The organism is Micromonospora sp. NPDC093244 (assembly GCF_040683695.1).
Classification (GTDB): domain Bacteria; phylum Actinomycetota; class Actinomycetes; order Mycobacteriales; family Micromonosporaceae; genus Micromonospora.
This window is the reverse complement of record NZ_JBFBEO010000002.1, coordinates 55,581-77,008: the sequence shown is the minus strand read 5'-3', so window position 1 is coordinate 77,008 and position 21,428 is coordinate 55,581. Positions and strand designations below refer to the sequence as shown.

Sequence of the window (21,428 nt, the reverse complement as noted above, 5' to 3'; positions counted from 1 at the left end):
TTTTCGAGAGATCAGGACGCGCGGTGGGGCACCGCGCAGACGAGGGGGGCGACGGCGTGACAACGAGCCGTTCACGGAACAAGACAGGCGCGGGGCTGAAGATCGAGCGGGTGTGGACGACCGAGGGGGTCCACCCGTACGACGAGGTCGCCTGGGAGCGCCGCGACGTCGTGATGACGAACTGGCGGGACGGCTCGATCAACTTCGAGCAGCGCGGCGTGGAGTTCCCGGAGTCGTGGAGCGTCAACGCGGCGAACATCGTGACCACCAAGTACTTCCGGGGCGCGGTGGGGACCCCGGAGCGGGAGTGGTCGCTCCGGCAGCTGATCGACCGGGTGGTCACCACCTACCGCACCGCAGGTGAGGAATACGGCTACTTCGCCAGCCCGGCCGACGCCGAGGTCTTCGCGCACGAGCTGACCTGGATGCTGCTGCACCAGGTGTTCAGCTTCAACTCGCCGGTCTGGTTCAACGTCGGCACGCCGTCGCCGCAGCAGGTCAGCGCCTGCTTCATCCTGGCCGTGGACGACTCGATGGACTCGATCCTCGACTGGTACAAGGAGGAGGGGCTGATCTTCAAGGGCGGCTCCGGCTCCGGCGTCAACCTGTCGCGGATCCGCTCGTCGAAGGAGCTGCTCTCCTCCGGTGGCACCGCCTCCGGCCCGGTCAGCTTCATGCGCGGCGCGGACGCCTCCGCAGGCACCATCAAGTCCGGTGGCGCGACCCGCCGCGCGGCCAAGATGGTCATCCTCGACGTGGACCACCCGGACATCGAGGAGTTCGTGGTCACGAAGGCGCGCGAGGAGGACAAGATCCGCGCGCTGCGCGACGCCGGGTTCGACATGGACCTGGGCGGCTCGGACATCGTCAGCGTGCAGTACCAGAACGCCAACAACTCGGTCCGGGTCTCCGACGAGTTCATGTCGGCTGTGGAGAACGGCGGCGGGTTCGACCTGCGCAGCCGCCTGGACGGCTCGACGATCGACACCGTCGACGCCAAGAAGCTGTTCCGCACCATCTCCCAGGCGGCCTGGGAGTGCGCCGACCCCGGCCTGCAGTACGACGACACGATCAACGACTGGCACACCTGCCCGGAGACCGGCCGGATCACCGCGTCGAACCCGTGCTCGGAGTACCTGCACCTGGACAACTCCTCGTGCAACCTGGCCTCGCTCAACCTGATGAAGTTCCTCCGCGCCGACGGTGGCTTCGAGGTGGAGAAGTTCGTCAAGTCCGTCGAGTTCGTCATCACCGCGATGGACATCTCGATCTGCTTCGCCGACTTCCCGACCGAGAAGATCGGTGAGACGTCCCGCGCGTACCGGCAGCTCGGCATCGGGTACGCCAACCTGGGTGCCCTGCTGATGGCCACCGGCCAGCCGTACGACTCGGAGCAGGGCCGCTCGGTCGCCGCGGCGATCACCTCGCTGATGACCGGCACCGCGTACCGCCGCTCCGCAGAGCTGGCCGGCGTCGTCGGCCCGTACGACGGCTACGCCCGCAACGCCGAGCCGCACAAGCGGGTCATGCGCAAGCACGCCGCCGCGAACGACGAGATCAAGCCGACCAGCCCGGTGGCCACGGCGATCGTCCGTGAGGCGACGAAGCAGTGGACCCAGGGCAACAAGATCGGCGACCGGAACGGCTGGCGGAACTCGCAGGCCAGCGTCCTCGCGCCGACCGGCACCATCGGTTTCATGATGGACTGCGACACGACTGGCGTGGAGCCGGACCTGGCGCTCGTCAAGTTCAAGAAGCTCGTCGGTGGCGGCTCGATGCAGATCGTCAACCAGACGGTGCCGCGTGCCCTGCGCAGCCTCGGCTACCCCGAGGAGCAGGTCGAGGCGATCGTCGAGCACATCGCCGACAACGGCCACGTGGTGGACGCCCCCGGCCTCAAGCCGGAGCACTACGCGGTCTTCGACTGCGCGATGGGTGAGCGGTCGATCGCCCCGATGGGCCACGTGCGGATGATGGCGGCGATCCAGCCGTTCGTGTCCGGCGCCATCTCCAAGACCGTCAACATGCCGGAGGCGGCCACGGTCGAGGACGTCGAGAAGATCTACTTCGAGGGCTGGAAGCTCGGCCTCAAGGCGCTGGCGATCTACCGGGACAACTGCAAGGTCGGCCAGCCGCTCTCGGTTGCCAAGAACAACAAGGCCACCGCGCCGGCGGCCGTCGAGACCACCGAGGCCGCGCCGGCCGCGGTGGAGAAGGTCATCGAGTACCGGCCGGTGCGCAAGCGCCTGCCGAAGAAGCGCCCGTCCGAGACGGTCAGCTTCTCCGTCGGTGGCGCCGAGGGTTACCTCACCGCGTCGTCGTACCCGGACGACGGCCTCGGCGAGGTCTTCCTCAAGATGTCCAAGCAGGGCTCGACCCTGGCCGGCGTGATGGACGCCTTCTCGGTGGCCATCAGCATCGGTCTGCAGTACGGCGTGCCGTTGGAGACGTTCGTCAGCAAGTTCACGAACATGCGCTTCGAGCCGGCCGGCATGACCGACGACCCGGACGTGCGCATGGCGGCCTCGGTGATGGACTACATCTTCCGTCGCCTGGCACTGGACTTCCTGCCCTACGAGCGCCGCGCCGAGCTGGGCATCTTCACCGCCAGCGAGCGGGCTGCCCAGTTGCGGGCCGAGGCCGACGCGGAGGCCGCAGCCGTCACCGGAGCCGAGCTCACCGCGATGGCGTCCTCGGCGCCGGTGGAGGCTCCGGCCAAGCCGGAGGCCGTCGCTCAGCCTGCCCAGGAGATGGCCGAGGTGGCCGCCGCCAAGCCGGCTCCGAACGTGGGTTCCAGCACCGAACTGCTGGAGGCCGTGATCGGCAAGGCCGCCGACGCGCCGCTCTGCTTCACCTGCGGTACGAAGATGCGCCCCGCCGGTAGCTGCTACGTCTGCGAGGGCTGCGGCTCCACAAGCGGCTGCAGCTGACGTACGCCCCAGCGCTGCCCCGGCTTCCCTCATGGGAGGTCGGGGCAGCGCTGTTCTGCGGCTCTTTCCGATTCGGGATGTCCGCGAAGTCGAGCGGGTGTCAGCCGAATTCGATCTCCAATAGAGGGCTTCCGACGATCCAGCTTTCCAAGATTCCGGCCCAGTCCAAGGTCGGGACGATCTCGCCGAACACGAGTGCCCGCTCGTCCTCGTCGGTTACGGGACGCCCTCGCACCTGGAGATCCAGGCCAGCCACGTGCAGCGTGAACTCGGGATGCGCGAGCACGTTGGCGTACCAGTCACGCGAACCAGGGCTCCCGGTGAGCAATGCCGTCGAGTCAGCGGTCTTCGGTGCCGTCGGTCGGACGTGGCGGGCGATTGTGTCGCGCCCACTCGTCGACCTCGTCGGCGTCCCAGATCGTCGTCCCGATCAGGCGGGCCACCGGCTCGGGGAAGCCGGGTCGGCGGGTGATCTGTAGGACCCGCTGCCGCGACACGTTGAACAGGGCGGCCAACTCGCCAGGCCCGTACAAGCGCGGTCGCTTCACCGGCTGAAGGTAAGCTCGACTTGTGCTTTACTATCGTCACTTACCAATCGTCAACCCAGCCGTGTGCAGTGTTCTCGTAGCGACCACGCCCGGCAGCGGACGCCGGGAGGGTCGATGCCGAAGCGGGTGCCGTACGACGCCTACCTGCTGGCGGTGGCGATGACTCTGGCTCGGCGGCATCGGCCGGTCTGGTCGTGGCAACGGTGGCGGTGGATCTGCCGATGTGGGGCCGACCTGCCGTGCCGAGCCCGTCACCGCATCCCGATCCGGCGAGGCCACTGGCCAGGGGAGGAGCAGGAGTGACCGAGGATCCGGTCGGACGAATCTTGTCCGTGCACCTGCCCGGCGTCGACGGGCTCTGCGCGGGCTGTCGCTGGTGGTGGGCGCGGCTGTCCCCGTACCCCTGCTATCAGGCGGAATGGGCGGCCCGCTGGCACGCCCGGGTGACCACCCGGCGTTTCTTGGATGGTCTGCCGTGACCACCCACGGCCCGGTCCTTCCGGTGTGGACCTGCGGCGGCTGCGACGCCCCTTGGCCCTGCCGGACCCGGCGCACCGAGCTGCGTGCCGAGTTCGACGGCGCACCCGTGTCGTTGAGCCTCTACATGGGGTCCTACCTGGTCTGGGCTGCCGAGGACCTGACCTGGGTGCCCGCCGGGCTGCTGCACCGGCGCTTTCTGGGATGGGTCCGGTGAGCCTGATCCGGCGGGGAGACGAGCGGTTCCACTACAGCGACAACTCGCACCGGTGGATCCCGCCCGATCCGGACTACGACCAGGAGGTCTGGGACGAGATGGTGCGCCAACACCAGCGTCAGCATCTGGAGGAGATGTCCCGGCGGAGGAAGGCAACCAGATTTGATGAGAAGTAGCTGCCGGGACCGCGTCTCGGCGCGGGCTCAATCAGTGGGCAGGAAGTAGCAGTGGCGCACACCATCGTTCAGCGGCCACCAGCCGCATCCACGCTCGGGCGACGGCCGGTGCTCGTGCCAGACGGTCCGGTAACGCCGGTGCTCCGCCGTACGAAGAAGGGGTGTAACGGCTACGAGAGGACGGCCCGTGAATGAGCCCAACCGAGTGGACGGTGACATCTCCGGCATCGGAGCTGATCCGTTGGCCTTCGAGGTCTTCTACCGCCGACACGTGGAGGCGGTGGGCCGGTTCGTGGCGCGACGGGTCGACGACCCGCACCTCGCCGCCGACCTGACCGCCGACGTGTTCCTCGCGGTGATCGAATCGGCGGCCGGCTACCGGCAGGACCGCGGTAGCCAGATCGGCTGGCTGTACGGGGTGGCCCGCAACGTCATCGGCGACGAGCGGCGTCGGGCGGCCCAACGGCTGCGGGTGAACGGCCGCCTGGCGGGACGACGGGACCTGGGCCCGGACGACATCGCCCGCATCGAGGAGCGGATCGACGCCGAGTCGGCGGCCCGCCGTACCCACCGGGCGTTGAGCGAGCTACCCGAGGACACCCGCGCGCTCGTCGAACTCGTCGCCGTGGACGGTCTCACCATCGCGGAGGCGGCGGCCGCGCTGGGCGTGTCGCCGGTGGCCGCGCGGGTGCGTCTGCATCGTGCCCGTCGTGTCGTCCGCGCCACGCTCGCCCGCCCGGCCATCACCCCCGCCTGATCACAAGGAGCTGACACATGAACAAGACCGAAGAGTCGCCGCAGGGTTTCGAGGCGCAGCTCCTCAGCGATCTGACGGCACACGTCGCCCGGCGGGCCGAGGGGGTGCCGGTGGCCAGTCCGGTCGGACGCCGTGTCCGGTCCCTGCGCGGGTGGCGCCTCGCCGGAGCGTTCGGGCTGGCAGTCGCACTGACCGCGGGTGGGTTGGCGGTCCAGACGATGAGGCTGGGCGATCAGTCACCGCCCACGGCGAGCGCGTCGGAGATCCTCCGGATGGCGGCCGACGCCGCCCGGCAGCAGCCCGCGCTGACCGCCCGACCCGATCAGTACGTCTTCACGGAAATCCTGGTGACCTCGCGGGAGGCGCCGGGCAGTGGCCCCTACCGGACCGTGCGTACGCAACTGTGGCAGTCGGCCGGGGGAGTCGCATACACGCAGGCACGTAGTCGGCCGGAGAGCGACCCGAACGGGTGGGGCGAGCTGAGGGTGCTCCGCATGGACGATCCCGCCGACCCCGACAAGGAACTCGACGCGTTCCCGCCGCCCGCGTACCACGGCGACCTGCCCACCGAGCCGGACGCGCTGCTTCGATACCTCCGGGAACACCCGGTCGACCTGCACCTTCCCGAAGCAGCCGACGAGGCGGCCGTTTACGGGGACGCGAGCATGCCGTACACCACTGCCCGGTCGATGCTCGACGACTACGTGCCACCCCTGGCACTGGCGGCGCTGTACGAACTGTTGGCACGCGAGCCCGGAGCGACTGTCATCTCCGGCAACGTGGCGGACGCCGCCGGCCGAAGCGGGGTGGCCATCCGGATGCCCGGCGTCACCGGTGCGAACGTCGACTTCGTCTTCGACCGGGACACCCACGTCTTCCTCGGCAACCGTGACTCCGTGGTGCGCGACGGCAAGGAGTCGCTGTTCTGGGCTGCCGCGCGCCTGCGGACCGCAATCGTCGACCGGCCGGGCCAGTTGCCCTGAGCAGTGGTGCGAGACGTACGCCCCAGCGCGCTGCCCCGACCTCCTGCTCGGAGGTCGGGGCAGCGTCGTTCCAGGTGCTCCCTGACTCGTGACGAGTGTGCGGGGCCGGCTCCGCCTAGGGCGTACGTTCCAGCACGACGACGGGGATCTGCCGGGTGGTCTTGCGCTCGTACTCGGCGAAGCCCGGGTACGCGGCCTTCTGCGCGCTCCAGATCCGTTCCCGCTCGTCCCCCGTGGCAACCCGGGCGACCAGGTCGACCTTGTCCGTACCGATCTCCGCCTGAGCATGCGGATTGGCGAGCAGGTTGTGGTACCAGTCGGGATTGGTGGGCGCACCGGCCTTGGAGGCGAACACGGCGTAGCCGCCGTCCACCTCCTGGTACATCATCGGGTTCACCCGAGGCTGGCCGCTCTTGGCGCCGACCGTGTGCAACAGCAGCAGTGGCGCGCCGGCGAACTGGCCGCCCACCTGCCCGCCGTTGGCGCGAAACTCAGCGATGATCTTCTCGTTCCAGTCGCTCATGACGTCCTTTCGCTTGCACCCGCCGATTTACTGATCACGATTCTGGCAGTCCGGCCGGTACCCGGCACTGTGACGTTGGATCAGCGGGCCGGCGGCGACAACGGGCGCCGTTCAGGATCGCGGTACCTGAGGAAGGGCAGCATCCGGTTCGCTTCGTCGTCGACGGCTTGCTGTTCGGCCTTGGCAAGAGGCCGGAACGGGGCCAGTCGAATGTCGTCCCCGGTGAAGGTCCAGGTGCCACGGACGAAGCCGTCGACGAGGATTGTGCTGTGTACCAGGGCCCTGCCGGGCATCACCTGCTTGCGGTCCTCGTCGCTGATGATGCGGGTGCGGTCGGCGTGGCCCAGCAGGGCGTTGTCGTACACGGGCAGTAGTCGTACGGGCGCCGGGCTGTGCGGGTCGGGGAGGTGCGCGCCGGGCAGGTCGAGCAGCGTCCGGCCGTCGGGTCCGGGATAGCGGCGTAGTCCGGTGCCCATGTCCGCGACGACGTCGTTCAGTCGGGTCAGTCCACTCCACGCCTGAACGTCGGCCACTGTGGCCGGTCCGAAGGCGGCGAGGTAGCGGCGGATCAGGTTCTGGATCGCCACGGGTTCGACAGCGTCGGCCGGCAGGGCGGTGACGATGATGGACGATCGGTTGCCCCAGGCTCCCCAGGACGCGGTGGCGGGATCGTGGATGAGCGGGGTGCGGAGTTCGAACTCGCTGGCGAGGATCCGGCCGTCGCGACCCGGATGGCGGGCGGCGAGGCGGTGGGCGAGTTCCTTACGGGCGAGCGGCCCGGCGTCCAGCAGCGCGTGTCCGTCGGCCATGAGCGCCCTGGTGGGCAGCCGTTCGCCGTTGCGCCGGAAGTACGGCGAGTTCGCGGTGCGGTCGAGGACGGGTTGCAGCAGCGGCCGCAGCCGACGGAAATCGTCGGCCGTGGCGAGGTGCTGGGTGCTGCGCAGGAGGCTGGAGCGCACGACCTGCCCATCGGCCAGCAGGGTGGTCAGGTCGGCGTGCGAGAACCCGCGGATCCGGCTCCACAGCCCGAGGTAGGGCCAGTTCGGTTCCTGTGCCTGCATGGCGACCAGACGCCGGATCACGTCAAGCGGCGACTGGTCGGTGCGTTCCAGGAGGAACTGACGGTGCAGCAGTGCCCGGTTGAGGGCGCGACGCGACAGCAGTGTCATGCCAGCCGCACCGAGACGTTGCCACGGTAGGCGCCTCCCAACAGAGACAGGAAGGCATCGGGCACAGCGTCGATGCCGGCCTCGACGACCGTCTGCGGGAAGACGAACCTGTCCTGGTCGAGCCAGGCCCGGAAGTGGGCGTGCCATGTGGCGATCTGCTCGGGGGTGTGGTGGCAGGAGAAGGGCAGCAGTTGGATCCCCTTGGCTGCGGCGGCGGCCCGGTCGGGCTCGGGGAATCGCTGGGGCGCCGCGCCCAGTTGGGTGGACAGCGATCCGCACAACGCGAACCGCGCACCGGGCGCGGCCACCTCGATCGCGGCCTCGTACAGCGTGCCTCCGACGGTGTCGAAGAAGACGGTGATTCCCTCGGGTGCCAGTTCCTTCAGGGCTGCGACGGGGTCCTGGTGGTAGTCGAACGCGGCGTCAATACCGAGGTCGCGGACGAGGTAGTCCGCCTTGGCCTGGCTGCCCGCACTGCCGATGACCAGCGAGGCGCCCAGGTTGCGGGCGATCTGGGCCGCCAGGGAGCCGACGCCGCCGGCCGCGCCGGAGACGAACACGACATCGCCAGCGCCGACCTTGGCCACGCCCGCCGTGCCGTGGTAGGCGGTCGGTCCCTGTGCGAGGTGGTAGCTCGGATCCGGGTACGCGTCGCGGTCCAGCCTGACGTACGAGGCGGCCGGCCCGGCGGAGTGCGTACTCCAGCCGCTCATCGACTGGACCAGGTCGCCCTCTCGTAGGTCCGGGCTGGTCGAGCGCAGCACCGTGCCGATGGCCATGACGCCGATGCGCTGGCCCGGCTGCCACGCCGGGATCGGCAGCTGGCAGTCGGTCCGCATCAGCTCGAGGTAGGTGGCGGCCAGCCCCAGGTGCTCGGTGCGGACGACGACCTCGCCGTCGATCTCGGTGTCGACGACTGTGAAGTGCTCCAGACCGGGTACGCCGGCGATCTGAGTGGTCAGCTGAATCTCGCGAGTGATCATGAGAACGACGCTATGCCTCCTTCCGGTCACTTCCTGGCCGGAAGTGCTGCGAAGATCGCGCCATGGCCAACCCCAGTTCCCGAACACTGCGGCTGCTGGCGTTGCTGCAGACCCACCGCCACTGGTCCGGCACCGATCTGGCCGACCGCCTGGGAATCTCGGAACGCACCCTGCGCCGCGACGTCGACAGGCTGCGGGAACTCGGCTACCCGGTGTCCGCCTCCCGAGGCACCGACGGCGGATACCAGTTGGCACCCGGTGCGGTCCTGCCTCCGCTGCTGCTCGATGACGAGGAAGGCGTCGCGCTGGCGGTCGGCATGGGTGACGCCGCGCAGAGCGGCATCGCCGGGATCGAGGACGCGGCGGTGCGCGCGTTGACCAAAGTGGTGCAGGTCCTCCCGCCGCGTCTGCGTGCCCGGGTGAACGCGTTACGTGCGATGACCGTTTCTCCCACGGCCGCGGGACCGGTCGTGCCGGCCGACGTGCTCACGGTGATCGCCCAGGCCTGCCGGGACGAGGAACGGCTGCGATTCCGTTACACAGCGCGCGGCGGCGCCGACACCGAACGAGACGTCGAACCACACCGCCTTGTCGCACTCGGCGGCCGCTGGTACCTGGCAGCGTACGACCTGACCCGACACGACTGGCGCAGCTTCCGCCTCGATCGGCTGACCGACCCGCGCAGACTCGGAGCGAGGTTCCGTCCACGCCCCCTCCCCGCCGGGGACGCCGCCCAGTTCGTGCGCGCCTCCACAGGCGTCCCCCCTGCGTACAGCGTGCAGACCCTGGTGCACGCACCCGCCGAACACGTCCGCCGGATCGTCGGGCAGTGGGGCACTATCGAAGCCGTCGACGGCCGGCGCTGCCGTCTCACAATGGTGTCCACAAGCCTGGACTGGCCGACCCAGGCACTGGGCAACATCGGCGCTGACTTCGAGGTGCTCAGCCCTCGGGAGTTCACCGACCATCTCCGGGACTGGGGGAGCCGATTCCTCCATGCCGCACAAGGATCAGCCGTCGTGGACCAACCTCCGACCGACAGCGCGGCCGGCGCGGTGCGCAATGTCGCGCCCTGAACCGGCGGGAAGGGGGGCCCTGTCGTCAGGGCAGGGCTGCGACGATCAGGGCATGACGACGGCTGAGGCGTACGACAGATTCGCCAACCGCGAGGTGCGCGGGATCTCGCCCGCGTACGAGCGGCTGTCTCGGGCGGTGTCCCGCGACGACCAGCTGCTGGCGCTGCTCGACGGGCTCCCGCCTGCCAAGCGGCAGCCGAACCTGCTGTTCGGTGTGGTCCGGTGGCTCGGTGGCCCGGTCGAGGATCCAGGCGCGTTCCACGACTTCACTGTGGAGAACTGGCAGGCCATCGAGGCGGAGATCCGGACCCGGGCCACCCAGACGAACGAGGCAGGCCGGTGCGCGGTCCTGCTGCCCGTGCTTGCCGCGCTGCCGCAGCCCCTCGCGCTGCTGGAGGTCGGGGCATCCGCCGGGCTCTGCCTCTACCCCGACCGGTACGCGTACCGGTACGGGGAGCATCGGGTGGGCTCCGGAGAGCCGGTGCTGGAGTGCGCGGCCGACGGGTTCGCGCCGCCCGAGCGCGTACCCGAGGTGGTGTGGCGGGCCGGCCTCGACCTCAACCCGCTCGACGTGACCGACCCCGACGATGTGTCCTGGTTGGACGCCCTGATCTGGCCGGAGCACGCGCACCGGCGGGCCCGGCTGCGCGCGGCGGCGGCGGTCGCCGCGGCCGACCCGCCGCTGCTGGTCCGCGGCGACCTGGTGGACGATCTGCCGGCGCTTGCCGCGCGGGCGCCGGCCGACGCGACGCTCGTGGTGTTCCACACCTCCGTGCTGTACCAGGTGCCGGCCGCGCGCCGGGAGGCGTTCGTCCGGCTGGTCCGTGGCCTGCCCGGGCACTGGGTCGCCATCGAGGCCCCGGAGGTGCTGCCCCACGACGGGTTGCCCGACCCGCCGGGGGAAGGGCTGTTCAACGTCGTCGCGCGGGACGGCACACCACTGGCGTGGGCGCGCGGGCACGGCCAGGCGATGACCTGGTTCGGCTGACGCCGCCCGGCCGATCCGATCCGATCTCAGCGGGCCGGCGAGGGCATCCGGGCGCGCAGCGCACGGCTGAACCAGTCCACGGCCGGTGCCACACCGCCGCCTGTCGACCAGCCGTTGATCACGGACAGCAGGTCGAGGTACCGGTCCCGGCGGCTGTCGTTCGCGGCGTCCAGCCGAGTCAGCAGCCGCTGGCGCAGGTCGGCGTCGTCGGGGCGTCCGGTGAGGTGCGCGTACCGGCCGGTGACGGCCGCCACCACCGGATCGGCTTCGGGCGCGGTCGGATCGAGACCGGCTGCCAGGGCGGAGGCCACCCCGTCGCGGACCACCGCGACGGCGTCCGGGCGGGGCAGCCCCGGGACGTCGTGATCGGCGGCGTACCCGCGCACCAGACGCCGCATGCCGGCCCGGAAGTCCGGGTCCTGGGCCAGCTCGGCCAGCTCCACCCAGGCCCGCACCTGCTCGATGTCGGGCTCGTCGGGCAGCTCAGGGGTCAGCGACCGCATGACCCCCGGGTACGCGGGTGTGGCGGCCAGGCCGTCGAAGACGGCGTCGAGGAAGTCCGCGACCAGACGGCGGCGCTCCTGGCCGGAGAGCCGGGCCAGCCGATGCAGCAGGTCCAGCTCCTCCGGCCCGGCGCCGCGCCGGCTGACCGTGGCGAGCACCGCCTGGCGCTGCCGGAGCACCCGGATCTGCACCGCCAGCGCCTCGGCGTGCGCGGCGGCCACCTCGTGCAGCGGCACCTCGCGGTCCACCACCCGCCGGATACTGGCGAGGTCCACCCCCAGGTCGCGCAACGTCCGGACCAGCTCCAGCCGGGCGACCGCGTCCGGGCCGAAGCGGCGGTAACCGGCCGGGCTCCGGTCGGTCGGCGGCACGATGCCCTGATCGGCGTAGTAGCGGAGGGTCTTGACGCTCAGGCCGGTACGCCGGGCCAGCTCGCCGATCGTGTAACGCTCCTCGCCGCTCATGCCCCCACCCTGCTGTCTCCCCCCGCTGGAGACTCAACCAGCCCTCGTCGACGCCGCAGTGGCCGGCCGCGGCGAGGTGGCGGCCGTGCTGGCAGGGCACCGATGAGCGTCCGTCCCTAGACTGCTGCGGTGACCGGAGAGCGCAAACCCCTGGCCGACCGGCCGCTCACCGAGCCGCACCCGTCCCGGCTGCCGCCGGAGCACCCCGACCGGGCCCGGATCATCGCCGCGCACACCGCCGCACTGGCTGCCGGTGAGGCCGGCTACCTCGACCCGTCGAGCGGGCTGTTCGTGCTCAGCGCCGGCTTCCTGGCCGGACGCGGCACCTGCTGCGGACGCGGCTGCCGACACTGCCCGTACGTGGACGATCCACAGTCGGAATAGGCGTCAGCGGGGGGCTTTCGCCCGACCCGGACACGCCGTACGGTGTCCGACGGAGATGCGGCGGACACCCCTGTGCCCGTCGGTCGGCGAGAGGGTGGGGCGTGCGCGGGCGGATCGTGGTCGCGGGGCTGGCCGGGCTGCTGGTGAGCGGCTGCGCCGCCGAGGCCGAGCCGGTGGCGGTGCCGCCACCCGTGCCGAGCACTGTGGACGTGGCGGCGGCCTCCTCGGGCGGTGCCTGCCGGCTGCTCGACTTCACGCTTATCGAGCAGGCGGTGAAGGTGCGCTTCGACGTGGCGGCGGCCAGCGAACGCGACGACACCCACACCTGCGTGGTGCGCTCCGAGGCGGCGACGTTGCCCGAGCTGACGCTGAGCGTGACCGAGACCACTATCGACAGGACCACCTTCGGCGCAGACGTGGTGCCGGACAGAGCGGCGAAGGTCACCGGGCTGGGTCAGCAGGCGTACCGGCGGACCACCGCCGCGACGGGCGGGCACGGGCCGGTGGCCGAGGTGGGCTGGCTGGCCAGCGACGGACGGTTGGCCTCGCTGAGCTGGACGGGCACCCGGGACAGCGAGCGGGCGGCTGCCGAGAAGCTGACAGGTGGTCTGGTCACGCTGGCCAAGAAGGTCGACACCCGGGCGTTGTGATGCCCGCTCGGTCAGTTGGCGGCGACGAAGACCCGGGAGGCGACCTCGCGGGGCAGCCGGACCCGGTCGCCGGAGCGGTCGATCGACACCCCGTCGCGTTCCTGAGCCACGGTCACCGTGGCACCCGGGTCGACACCGGCGGCGTGCAACTGGCGCAGCACGTCGGCGTCGGTCTGCACGCTCTCGCAGATCCGGCGGACGACGACCGGCCCGGACAGGCCGGGGAACGCCAGGTTGCGCTCACCGTCGACGGCCTCGGTGGGCTCCGCCTCGGGGGAGCCCAGCTCCTCCAGCCCTGGGATGGGGTTGCCGTACGGGGAGCGGGTCGGCCGGTTGAGCAGGTCGTACACCCGCTTCTCCACGGCGTCGCTCATCACGTGCTCCCAGCGGCAGGCCTCCTCGTGGGCCTCCTCGTAGGGCATGCCGATGACGTTCACCAGGAGCAACTCGGCGAGGCGGTGCTTGCGCATCACCGACACGGCGCTGCCGCGACCCAGCGCGGTGAGCGTGAGATGGCGGTCACCTTCGACGGTGAGCAGGCCGTCGCGTTCCATCCGGGCGACCGTCTGGCTCACGGTGGGGCCGCTCTGCCGCAGGCGCTCGGCGATGCGGGCACGTAGCGGCGGCACCCCCTCCTCTTCCAACTCGAGGATGGTGCGCAGGTACATCTCGGTCGTGTCGACCAGGTCGTGAGACTTCATAAGGTCAGCGGCCCTCCGGTGCAGAATGCTACCTCGGCTCGTGGGCGACGACCGCCGCCGAGCCGTGTGCCGTTGACGCGAATGGTGTTGGATGGTCGCCATGTCCGGTACCCAGGAGCCGCTGGTCGAGGTCGATCGGCTCGCCGACGAGCTCGACCGCGACGATCCGCCCACCCTGCTCGACGTCCGCTGGCGGCTCACCGGGCCGCCCGGCCGCGACGACTACCTCGTCGGTCACCTGCCCGGCGCGGTCTTCGTCGACCTGGACACCGCGCTGTGCGGCCCACCCGGGGCCGGCGGCCGGCACCCGCTGCCCGACCCGGCCGCGTTGCAGGCCGCGCTGCGGGCCGCCGGGGTCCGCGCCGGTCACCCCGTCGTCGTGTACGACGGCGGCGACGGCCTGGCCGCCGCGCGGGCCTGGTGGACGCTGCGCTGGGCGGGGCACCGTCCGGTCCGCCTGCTGCACGGTGGGTGGCCGGCCTGGGTGGCCGCCGGCCGGCCCGTCTCGACCACGGCGCCCGATCCGGCCCCCGGTGACGTCGACGTACGCCCCGGTGACCTGCCGGTGCTCGACGCGGCGCAGGCCGCGAGGCTGGCCGCCGCGGACGACGCCGTTCTGCTCGACGTGCGGGCCGCGCCCCGCTACGCCGGTGAGACCGAGCCGATCGACCCGGTCGCCGGTCACGTGCCGGGGGCGGCGAACCTGCCCGCCGGGGAGTACGTCGGCCCGGACGGGCGCTTCGCGGCGGCCGACGTGCTGCGGGAGCGGTTCGCCGCGGCGGGCGTCACCGAGGGCCGGTCCGTCGGGGCGTACTGCGGCTCCGGGGTGACCGCCGCGCAGGCGGTGCTGGCGCTGCACCTGGCGGGCCGACCGGACGCGGCGCTCTACGTCGGGTCGTGGAGCAACTGGGTGGCAGACCCGGCCCGGCCGGTCGCCACCGGTCCGACACCCGGTCACTGACCTGCGTGCGCGGACGGTCCTCGTGCGACGATGGGCTCATGTCCGACGACACGGTGGTGGTGTGGGACGAGTCGCTGCTCGCCTACGACATGGGTGACCATCCGCTCGACCCGGTCCGGGTGGAGTTGACCGTCGCGCTCGCCCGGGAGCTGGGCATCCTCGAACGACAGGGGGTGCGCATGGTCAAGCCGGAGCCCGCCGACGACGCCCTGCTCACCCGCGTGCACCACCCGGCCTACCTGGCCGCGGTGCGCGCGGCCCCCCGCGACCCGCTCTTCGCCGGGTACGGGCTGGGCACCTCCGACAACCCCGTCTTCGAGGGCATGCACGAGTCCAGCGCGCTGATCGCCGGCGCGACGGTGGCCGCCGCCGAGGCGGTCTGGCGTGGCGACGCCCGCCGGGCGGTGAACGTGGCCGGCGGCCTGCACCATGCGATGCCCGCCCGGGCGTCCGGCTTCTGCGTCTACAACGACCCGGCCGTGGCCATCGCCCGACTGCTCGACCTGGGCGCGGAGCGCGTCGCGTACGTGGACGTCGACGTGCACCACGGCGACGGGGTGCAGCAGATCTTCTGGGACGACCCCCGGGTGCTCACGGTGAGCCTGCACGAGACCCCGCTGGCGCTGTTCCCGGGCACCGGCTTCCCCGACGAGACCGGCGGGCCCGGCGCACAGGGCACCTCCGTGAACATGCCGTTGCCGCCGGGCGTCGACGACACCGGCTGGCAGCGGGCGTTCCACGCGATCGTGCCGTCGGTGCTGCGCGCGTTCCGGCCGCAGGTGCTTGTCACGCAGTGCGGCGCGGACGGGCACCGACTGGATCCGCTCGCCGACCTCAACCTCACGGTGGACGGTCAGCGGGCCACCTACCTGGCGTTGCGGGCGCTCGCCGACGAGCTGTGCGACGGCCGCTGGGTGGCCACCGGCGGCGGCGGGTACGCGCTTGTCGAGGTGGTGCCCCGGGCCTGGAGCCACCTGCTGGCCGTAGCCACCGGCGACCCGGTCGACCCGGCGACGCTCACCCCGCCCGCCTGGCGGGAGTTGGCCGCCGCCCGTCGTCCGGGCCGGGAGATTCCGCTGCGGATGACCGACGACGCCGACCCGTCGTACTCGCCGTGGCAGCCGACCGGCGAGCCGAACGCCGTGGACCGGGCCATCGCGGCCACCCGCAAGACGGTTTTCCCGCTGCTCGGGCTCGACCCGCACGACCCGCGGGACTGAGCCGGGCCGGGGGAGGACCACGCCGGTGACGACGGTGGACCAGCCGGTGGACGTGCTGCTCAGGGATGGCAGCACCGTCCAGTTGCGACAGATCAGCCCGGCCGACGCGCCGGGCATCGTGGCGATGCACAGCAGGTTCTCCGAGCGCACCCGCTACCTGCGCTACTTCTCGCCGTATCCGCGCATCCCGGAACGGGACCTGATCCGGTTCGTCACGGTCGACCACCGCGACCGGGAGGCGTTCGTCGTGTTGGCCGGCGACCAGATCGTCGCGGTCGGCCGGTACGAGCGGCTCGGCCCGCAGGCCCCGGAGGCGGAGGTGGCCTTCGTGGTGGAGGACGCCCACCAGGGCCGGGGCATCGGCTCGGTGCTGATGGAGCACCTGGCCGACGCGGCCCGACGCAACGGCATCATGAGTTTCGTGGCCGAGGTGCTGCCGACCAACGGGACGATGCTGCGGGTCTTCGCCGACTTCGGCTACCAGGTCCAGCGCGAGTACGCCGACGGCGTGGTGCACCTCAGCTTCCCGATCGCGCCCACCGAGGCGACGCTTGAGGTGCAGCGGGGCCGGGAGCACCGCACCGAGGCCCGGTCGATCGCCCGGCTGCTCGCCCCGCGGGGCATCGCCGTCTACGGTGCCAGCGCCACCGGTCAGGGCGTCGGAGCGGCGGTGCTCGGGCATCTGCGCGACGGCGGTTTCACCGGCGCGGTGGTGCCGGTGCACCCGAGCGCGTCGACAGTGGCGGGTCTGCCCGCGTACCCGTCGGCGGTCGACGCCGGTGTCCCGGTGGACCTGGCGGTGGTGGCGGTTCCGCCGGAGGCGGCGACCACCGTGGTGGCCGACGCGGCAGCCGCGGGGGTGCACGGCCTGGTGGTCATCTCGGCCGGCTTCGCCGAGGCCGGCGCGGAGGGCGCGGCCAGGCAGCGGGCGCTGGTCCGCGCGGCGCACGCCGCGGGCATGCGGGTGATCGGCCCGAACTGTCTGGGCGTGGCAAACACCGACCCGACGGTACGCCTCAACGCCACCCTCTCGCCGGCACTACCGCCGGCCGGTCGGGTGGGCATCTTCAGCCAGTCCGGCGCGTTCGGGGTGGCGTTGCTCGCCGAGGCGGACAGGCGTGGCCTCGGGCTGTCCAGCTTCGTGTCGGCAGGTAACCGGGCCGACGTCTCCGGCAACGACCTGCTCCAGTACTGGCAGGACGACCCCGGCACCGACGTGATCATGCTGTATCTGGAGACCTTCGGTAACCCCCGCAAGTTCGCCCGGCTGGCCCGTCGGATCGGTCGGTCCAAGCCAGTGGTCGCGCTCGCCTCGCCGGCCCGCCCGGCCGGGGTGGGTGACACCGACGGCCCGGACGAGGTCGCGGTGGCGGCGCTGTTCGCCCAGTCCGGGGTGATCCGGGTGGACACCGTGTCGGAGTTGCTCGACGTGGGGGTGCTGCTGGCCAACCAGCCGCTGCCGGCCGGTGGTCGGGTCGGCGTGGTCGGCAACTCCTCGGCGTTGACCGGGCTGGCCGCCACGGCCTGCGCCGGGCAGGGCCTCACCGTCGCCGACGGCTACCCCCGCGACGTCGGGCCGAGCGCCGGCGCCGCCGAGTTCGCCGCCGCCCTCGCCGAGACGGCCGGCGACGAGGGGGTGGACGCCCTGGTGGTGGTGTTCGCGCCCCCGCTGCCCGGCCAGCTCAGCAATGTGGACGCCGACGTCACCGCCGTGCTGCCGGCCGCGCTGGCGTTGGGCAAGCCGACGGTGGCGACGTTCCTGGTCGGCCGGCTGCCCGCCGGGGTGCCGGCGTACGGCGGTGTGGAGGAGGCGGTTCGTGCTCTCGCCCGCGTGCACAGGTACGCCGAGTGGCTGCGCCGGCCGCCCGGCGTGACACCCGAGCTGCCCCGGGTGGACGCGAACGCGGCGCAGGCCGCCCTGCACGCCGACACCATCGACCCGGGTGCGCTGCTGGCCGCGTACGGCATCGAGACGGTGGCGTCGCTCTCCGCCGACTCGGCCGACGCGGTGGTGGAGGCCGCGTCGCGGCTGGGTTTCCCGGTGGCTCTCAAGGCGGCCGCGCCGGGGCTGCGGCACCGGCTCGATCTCGGCGCCGTCCGGCTCGGCCTGCCCGACGAACCGGCACTGCGCCGGGCGTACGGCGAGGTGGCTGCGCTGTTCGGCGCGGACGTCCTGGTCCAGCCGATGGTCCCGCCCGGCGTGGCCTGTGTCGTGGAGCTGGTGGAGGATCCGGCGTTCGGGCCGGTGGTCGGTTTCGGTCTCGGCGGGGTCGCCACCGAGTTGCTCGGCGACCGGGCGTGGCGGGCGGTGCCGCTGACCGACACCGACGCCGCCGAACTGGTCGACGAGCCCCGGGCGGCACCGCTGCTGCGCGGGCACCGGGGCGCGGCGCCTGTCGACCGGGCGGCGCTGGCCGACCTGCTGCTGCGGGTGGGTCGGCTCGCCGACGAGCAGCCCCGGGTACGCTCGCTGACCCTCAACCCGGTGCTCGCCCGCCCGGACGGCATCTCCGTCCTGCACGCCGAGGTACGCGTCGGCGGGTTGATCGCCCGCCCCGACACCGGTCCCCGCCGGCTCTGAACGCGCGACAGGCCCCGGCGAACCGCCAGGGCCTGTCGCGGAGCGACACGTGTCAGCAGGCGTACGCCTCCAGGCGCTGGGCCCGCTCCGGCGCGCGCAGCTTGAGCAGCGTCACCTTCTCGATCTGCCGGATCCGCTCCCGGGACAGGCCGAACTCCCGGCCGACCTCGTCCAGGGTGCGCTGCCGGCCGTCGTCGAGACCGAACCGGAGCCGGATGACCGCCTGCTCCCGCTGGGACAGGGTGGCCAGCACGATGCTCACCTCGTTGCGCAGTTCGCCCTGCGCGGCCGCGTCACCCGGCTCGGTACGCGGGTCCACCGCGGCCACGAAGTCACCGAGCGCGCTCTCGCCGTCGTCACCGACGGCCTGGTCCAGGCTGACCGGCTCCCGGTCGTAGGAGATCAGCTCGATGACCTGGATCTCGGGGATCTCCAGCGCCCGGGCGACCTCGGCGACAGTGGGTTCGCGGCCCAGCGTCACCGCAAGCTCGCGGCGGGCCCGCACCATTCGGTTGACCTGCTCGACCATGTGCACCGGGATGCGGATGGTGCGGGCCTGGTCGGCCATGGCGCGGGTGATCGCCTGCCGGATCCACCAGGTGGCGTACGTGGAGAACTTGTAACCCTTGGCGTAGTCGAACTTCTCCACCGCCCGGATCAGGCCCAGGTTGCCCTCCTGGATGAGGTCGAGGAAGGCCATGCCGCGTCCGGTGTAGCGCTTGGCGATGCTGACCACCAGCCGCAGGTTCGCCTCCAGCAGGTGGTCCTTGGCCGCGCGGCCCTCCGCGACGATCAGCTCCAGATCGGCCCGCAGCTCCTCGGAGACCGGGGTGCAGGTGGCCAGCTTCTCGTCGGCGAACAGGCCGGCTTCGACGCGGCGGGCCAGGTCGACCTCCTGCGCGGCGGTCAGCAGCTTCGTCCGACCGATCCCGTTGAGGTACGCCCGAACCAGGTCGGTGGAGATGCCACGCTCGTCGGTGGCGTCCAGGTCGGCGAGAGCCTCGACGGCCCCGTCGGTGTCGGTGCTGGTGCTCGGGCGGGTCCGGTGTTCCGTCATCTGCAGGGCCATCTCTGTCTCTCCCCGTATCCACGTCTGTGCCGTGTCTTCCGGCCCAGTGGTGCCGGTGTGACACACAGCTTGGCGGGCGGGACGTGAAACGGGAGTGAGGCGATCGGGCACCCGACAGGATCCGGTCGGATCGCCGTCACCGGCGGGTTCCGCCGGTCAGAGGTCCAGGACGAGCGTCCGGGGGCCGACGTTGACGCTCTCGACGAGCATGTGGGTGCGGAAGCGACCGGTCTCGACAGTGGCGCCGCGCTGGCGTAGCGCGTCGACGACCGCCGTCACCAGCGGCTCGGCCACCTCGGCGGGGGCGGCGGCGAGCCAGCTCGGCCGGCGGCCCTTGCGGGCGTCGCCGTAGAGAGTGAACTGGCTGACCACCAGGATCGGCGCGCCGGTGTCGGCGGCGGACACCTCGTCGTCAAGGATGCGCAGCTCGTGCACCTTCCGGGCCATCGTCTCGGCGGTCTGCCCAGTGTCGGTGTGGGTCACCCCGAGCAGCACCATCAGTCCGTTCTCGATCGCGCCGACCACCTCGCCGTCCACCGTCACGCTGGCCCGCCCGACGGTCTGCACCACCGCCCGCATCAGACGCTCACCGGCTCGATGAAGCCCCGCTCCACCAGGTGCGCCACGATCGGGCCGGCCGCCTCGGCCATCTCGTCCGGCTCGACGTCGTGTGCCGCCGCGAGCAGGGCGAGCTGGTCACGCAGCGGCAGCCGGCCGTCGGCCCCGCCGACGAGCGCCAGCACCAGCGGGTCGATCTCCTCGGTCCAGCGCAGGCCGTGCGGCATCGCGAGGACCTGCCGGTCCACCGCCCAGCCCTCGTCGCCCATGGTGGCCTCCTGCCGCAGCTGGAGGCCGTCGGCGGCCCGGTAGCGCTCGGCGAGCAACGCCTCGGTGCCGCGTACCCGCAGGAAGTCCTGTCGGTCGAACCAGGCGGCGATCTGGTCGCCCAGCGGCGGCTGCACCCGCTGGCGCAGGTCCTCGACCCGGACCACCGGGTCGGCGTGCCCACCGCGGCGCAGCGACACGATGCCGAAGCCGATCCCCTCCACCTTGTGCGCGTCGAACCAGTCCAGCCAGGCGGCCATCCGCTGCGGGTCGGCGGTCTCGCCGACGTCGGTGAGCCACAGGTCGACGTACGCCATCGGGTCGGCCACCTCGCGCTGGATCACCCAGGCGTCCAGCCCGGTCCCGGCGAACCAGCCAGCCACCCGCTCGTCCCACTCCTCGCCGGCGACGTGCACCCAGTTCGCCAGGTACTGCATGGTGCCGCCCTCGGTGAGCAGGCCGGGAGCGGCGGCGGCCAGCTCGGCGCCGATCGCGTCGCCGACCCGGCCGGAGTCGCGGTAGACGTGCGTGGTGGTGCCCGGGCCGACCACGAACGGCGGGTTGCTCACCACCAGGTCGAAGCGTCGGCCGGCCACCGGTGCGACCAGGTCGCCACGCAGCAGCTCCCAGTCCTGACCGTTGAGGGCGGCGGTGGTCGCGGCGAAGCGCAGGGCCCGCTCGGACAGGTCGGTGGCGGTCACCGAGTTGGCGTGGGTGGCCAGGTGCAGAGCCTGTACGCCGGAGCCGGTGCCCAGGTCCAGTGCGGTGTCGACCGGGCGGCGCATCGTCGCGCCGATCAGGGTCTGGGTGGCCCCGCCGATGCCGAGCACGTGCTCGGCGTGCAGCGGCCGGCCCGGTCGGGCGCTGGCCGGCACGTCGGCGAGCACCCACCAGTCGTCGCCGTACGGCTCGAGGTCGACGCCGGCGCGCAGACCGTCGCCGTACCGCTCGACAAGCCCGCCGGTGAGCGCCTCCTCGAGGCTCAACGGCGCCAGCGCGGCGGCCACCGCCGTCTCCGACTCAATCTGGTCGCAGATGAACACCCGGATCAGGGTGGCGAGCGGATCGAGGTCCTCGGTGGCGCGCAGCGCGGCCCGGTAATCGTTGCGGGCCACCGACGCGGTGGCCTGCGGGCCGAGGCGCTCGGCGATGCCCGCGCTGGTGAACCCGGCCCCGGTCAGCGCGGTGCGCAGTGCGTCGACACCGGCGGGGGAGAGCAGCATGTCGTGTTCGTCCACGCCG

At 72.0% G+C, this 21,428-nt stretch carries 23 protein-coding genes; 13 read left to right on the top strand and 10 right to left on the bottom strand.

Annotated features, from left to right (window positions below):
• Positions 1 to 23: 23 nt before the first annotated feature.
• Complete coding sequence (locus tag AB0N27_RS10350; RefSeq protein WP_364366451.1) at positions 24 to 2,930, top strand: vitamin B12-dependent ribonucleotide reductase; 2,907 nt, start codon at positions 24 to 26, stop codon at positions 2,928 to 2,930.
• A gap of 100 nt (positions 2,931 to 3,030) precedes the next feature.
• Here AB0N27_RS10350 and AB0N27_RS10345 read toward each other — a convergent pair whose 3' ends face one another.
• Both AB0N27_RS10345 and AB0N27_RS10340 read right to left on the bottom strand, forming a co-directional pair.
• Positions 3,031 to 3,258: a hypothetical protein gene (locus tag AB0N27_RS10345; protein WP_364366448.1), complete on the bottom strand. Its 228-nt coding sequence runs from the start codon at positions 3,256 to 3,258 to the stop codon at positions 3,031 to 3,033.
• 10 nt (positions 3,259 to 3,268) lie between these two features.
• Complete coding sequence (locus AB0N27_RS10340) at positions 3,269 to 3,478, bottom strand: DNA-binding protein (protein ID WP_357987253.1); 210 nt, start codon at positions 3,476 to 3,478, stop codon at positions 3,269 to 3,271.
• A 299-nt stretch (positions 3,479 to 3,777) separates the two neighbouring features.
• Between AB0N27_RS10340 and AB0N27_RS10335 the strand changes: the two genes are divergently transcribed.
• The 5 genes from AB0N27_RS10335 to AB0N27_RS10315 all read left to right on the top strand — a co-directional run bounded on the left by AB0N27_RS10335 (position 3,778) and on the right by AB0N27_RS10315 (position 6,088).
• Positions 3,778 to 3,957 carry a hypothetical protein gene (locus tag AB0N27_RS10335; RefSeq protein ID WP_364366445.1) on the top strand — a complete coding sequence of 60 codons (180 nt, stop codon included), beginning with the start codon at positions 3,778 to 3,780 and terminating at the stop codon, positions 3,955 to 3,957.
• Entirely contained in the window at positions 3,954 to 4,172 is a 219-nt protein-coding gene (locus AB0N27_RS10330; RefSeq protein ID WP_364366442.1) for a hypothetical protein, read from the top strand. The genes AB0N27_RS10335 and AB0N27_RS10330 overlap by 4 nt, the downstream gene beginning before the upstream one ends.
• Positions 4,169 to 4,348, top strand: coding sequence for a hypothetical protein (locus tag AB0N27_RS10325; RefSeq protein WP_364366439.1), 180 nt, complete (start codon positions 4,169 to 4,171; stop codon positions 4,346 to 4,348). The genes AB0N27_RS10330 and AB0N27_RS10325 overlap by 4 nt, the downstream gene beginning before the upstream one ends.
• 187 nt (positions 4,349 to 4,535) lie before the next feature.
• Complete coding sequence (locus AB0N27_RS10320) at positions 4,536 to 5,105, top strand: sigma-70 family RNA polymerase sigma factor (protein ID WP_364366436.1); 570 nt, start codon at positions 4,536 to 4,538, stop codon at positions 5,103 to 5,105.
• Positions 5,106 to 5,122: 17 nt separating this feature from the next.
• Positions 5,123 to 6,088, top strand: coding sequence for a CU044_5270 family protein (locus AB0N27_RS10315; RefSeq protein ID WP_364366433.1), 966 nt, complete (start codon positions 5,123 to 5,125; stop codon positions 6,086 to 6,088).
• A 115-nt stretch (positions 6,089 to 6,203) separates the two neighbouring features.
• Here AB0N27_RS10315 and AB0N27_RS10310 read toward each other — a convergent pair whose 3' ends face one another.
• The 3 genes from AB0N27_RS10310 to AB0N27_RS10300 all read right to left on the bottom strand — a co-directional run bounded on the left by AB0N27_RS10310 (position 6,204) and on the right by AB0N27_RS10300 (position 8,763).
• On the bottom strand, positions 6,204 to 6,611 hold the full coding sequence (locus AB0N27_RS10310) for a nitroreductase family deazaflavin-dependent oxidoreductase (RefSeq protein ID WP_364366430.1): 408 nt from the start codon (positions 6,609 to 6,611) through the stop codon (positions 6,204 to 6,206).
• An 80-nt stretch (positions 6,612 to 6,691) separates the two neighbouring features.
• On the bottom strand, positions 6,692 to 7,780 hold the full coding sequence (locus AB0N27_RS10305; protein WP_364366427.1) for a winged helix DNA-binding domain-containing protein: 1,089 nt from the start codon (positions 7,778 to 7,780) through the stop codon (positions 6,692 to 6,694).
• On the bottom strand, positions 7,777 to 8,763 hold the full coding sequence (locus tag AB0N27_RS10300) for an NADP-dependent oxidoreductase (RefSeq protein ID WP_364366424.1): 987 nt from the start codon (positions 8,761 to 8,763) through the stop codon (positions 7,777 to 7,779). Before AB0N27_RS10300 ends, AB0N27_RS10305 begins: the two co-directional genes overlap by 4 nt.
• Positions 8,764 to 8,825: 62 nt before the next feature.
• Between AB0N27_RS10300 and AB0N27_RS10295 the strand changes: the two genes are divergently transcribed.
• Complete coding sequence (locus AB0N27_RS10295) at positions 8,826 to 9,839, top strand: YafY family protein (protein WP_364366421.1); 1,014 nt, start codon at positions 8,826 to 8,828, stop codon at positions 9,837 to 9,839.
• A gap of 52 nt (positions 9,840 to 9,891) precedes the next feature.
• On the top strand, positions 9,892 to 10,827 hold the full coding sequence (locus AB0N27_RS10290) for a DUF2332 domain-containing protein (protein ID WP_364366418.1): 936 nt from the start codon (positions 9,892 to 9,894) through the stop codon (positions 10,825 to 10,827).
• A gap of 26 nt (positions 10,828 to 10,853) precedes the next feature.
• Here AB0N27_RS10290 and AB0N27_RS10285 read toward each other — a convergent pair whose 3' ends face one another.
• Positions 10,854 to 11,795, bottom strand: coding sequence for a MerR family transcriptional regulator (locus tag AB0N27_RS10285; protein WP_364366415.1), 942 nt, complete (start codon positions 11,793 to 11,795; stop codon positions 10,854 to 10,856).
• Between the two features lie 129 nt (positions 11,796 to 11,924).
• On the opposite strand from AB0N27_RS10285, the gene AB0N27_RS10280 reads away from it, so the two are divergent.
• Together AB0N27_RS10280 and AB0N27_RS10275 are read left to right on the top strand one after the other, a co-directional pair.
• Positions 11,925 to 12,179 carry a DUF5522 domain-containing protein gene (locus AB0N27_RS10280; protein WP_364366412.1) on the top strand — a complete coding sequence of 85 codons (255 nt, stop codon included), beginning with the start codon at positions 11,925 to 11,927 and terminating at the stop codon, positions 12,177 to 12,179.
• A 101-nt stretch (positions 12,180 to 12,280) separates the two neighbouring features.
• Positions 12,281 to 12,829: a hypothetical protein gene (locus AB0N27_RS10275; RefSeq protein WP_364366409.1), complete on the top strand. Its 549-nt coding sequence runs from the start codon at positions 12,281 to 12,283 to the stop codon at positions 12,827 to 12,829.
• A gap of 11 nt (positions 12,830 to 12,840) precedes the next feature.
• Here the strand turns inward: AB0N27_RS10275 and AB0N27_RS10270 are convergent, their stop codons facing one another.
• A complete protein-coding gene (locus AB0N27_RS10270) occupies positions 12,841 to 13,530 on the bottom strand; it encodes a metal-dependent transcriptional regulator (RefSeq protein ID WP_364366406.1) in 690 nt (229 codons plus the stop codon).
• A 100-nt stretch (positions 13,531 to 13,630) separates the two neighbouring features.
• On the opposite strand from AB0N27_RS10270, the gene AB0N27_RS10265 reads away from it, so the two are divergent.
• The 3 genes from AB0N27_RS10265 to AB0N27_RS10255 are packed head-to-tail and all read left to right on the top strand — an operon-like array spanning position 13,631 to position 18,292.
• On the top strand, positions 13,631 to 14,491 hold the full coding sequence (locus AB0N27_RS10265; RefSeq protein ID WP_364366403.1) for a sulfurtransferase: 861 nt from the start codon (positions 13,631 to 13,633) through the stop codon (positions 14,489 to 14,491).
• A 38-nt stretch (positions 14,492 to 14,529) separates the two neighbouring features.
• Positions 14,530 to 15,711, top strand: coding sequence for an acetoin utilization protein AcuC (locus AB0N27_RS10260; protein WP_364366400.1), 1,182 nt, complete (start codon positions 14,530 to 14,532; stop codon positions 15,709 to 15,711).
• Between the two features lie 25 nt (positions 15,712 to 15,736).
• Positions 15,737 to 18,292, top strand: coding sequence for a GNAT family N-acetyltransferase (locus tag AB0N27_RS10255; protein WP_364366397.1), 2,556 nt, complete (start codon positions 15,737 to 15,739; stop codon positions 18,290 to 18,292).
• A 52-nt stretch (positions 18,293 to 18,344) separates the two neighbouring features.
• Here the strand turns inward: AB0N27_RS10255 and sigB are convergent, their stop codons facing one another.
• The 3 genes from sigB to AB0N27_RS10240 form a co-directional block, all read right to left on the bottom strand.
• The gene (gene sigB / locus AB0N27_RS10250; protein ID WP_364370602.1) at positions 18,345 to 19,349 is read right to left on the bottom strand and encodes an RNA polymerase sigma factor SigB; all 1,005 of its coding nucleotides are present in this window, start codon (positions 19,347 to 19,349) and stop codon (positions 18,345 to 18,347) included.
• Positions 19,350 to 19,517: 168 nt separating this feature from the next.
• Positions 19,518 to 19,940, bottom strand: coding sequence for a D-aminoacyl-tRNA deacylase (dtd, locus tag AB0N27_RS10245; protein WP_364366394.1), 423 nt, complete (start codon positions 19,938 to 19,940; stop codon positions 19,518 to 19,520).
• Positions 19,940 to 21,424 carry a methyltransferase gene (locus AB0N27_RS10240; protein WP_364366391.1) on the bottom strand — a complete coding sequence of 495 codons (1,485 nt, stop codon included), beginning with the start codon at positions 21,422 to 21,424 and terminating at the stop codon, positions 19,940 to 19,942. Before AB0N27_RS10240 ends, dtd begins: the two co-directional genes overlap by 1 nt.
• Between the last annotated feature and the right edge of the window lie 4 nt (positions 21,425 to 21,428).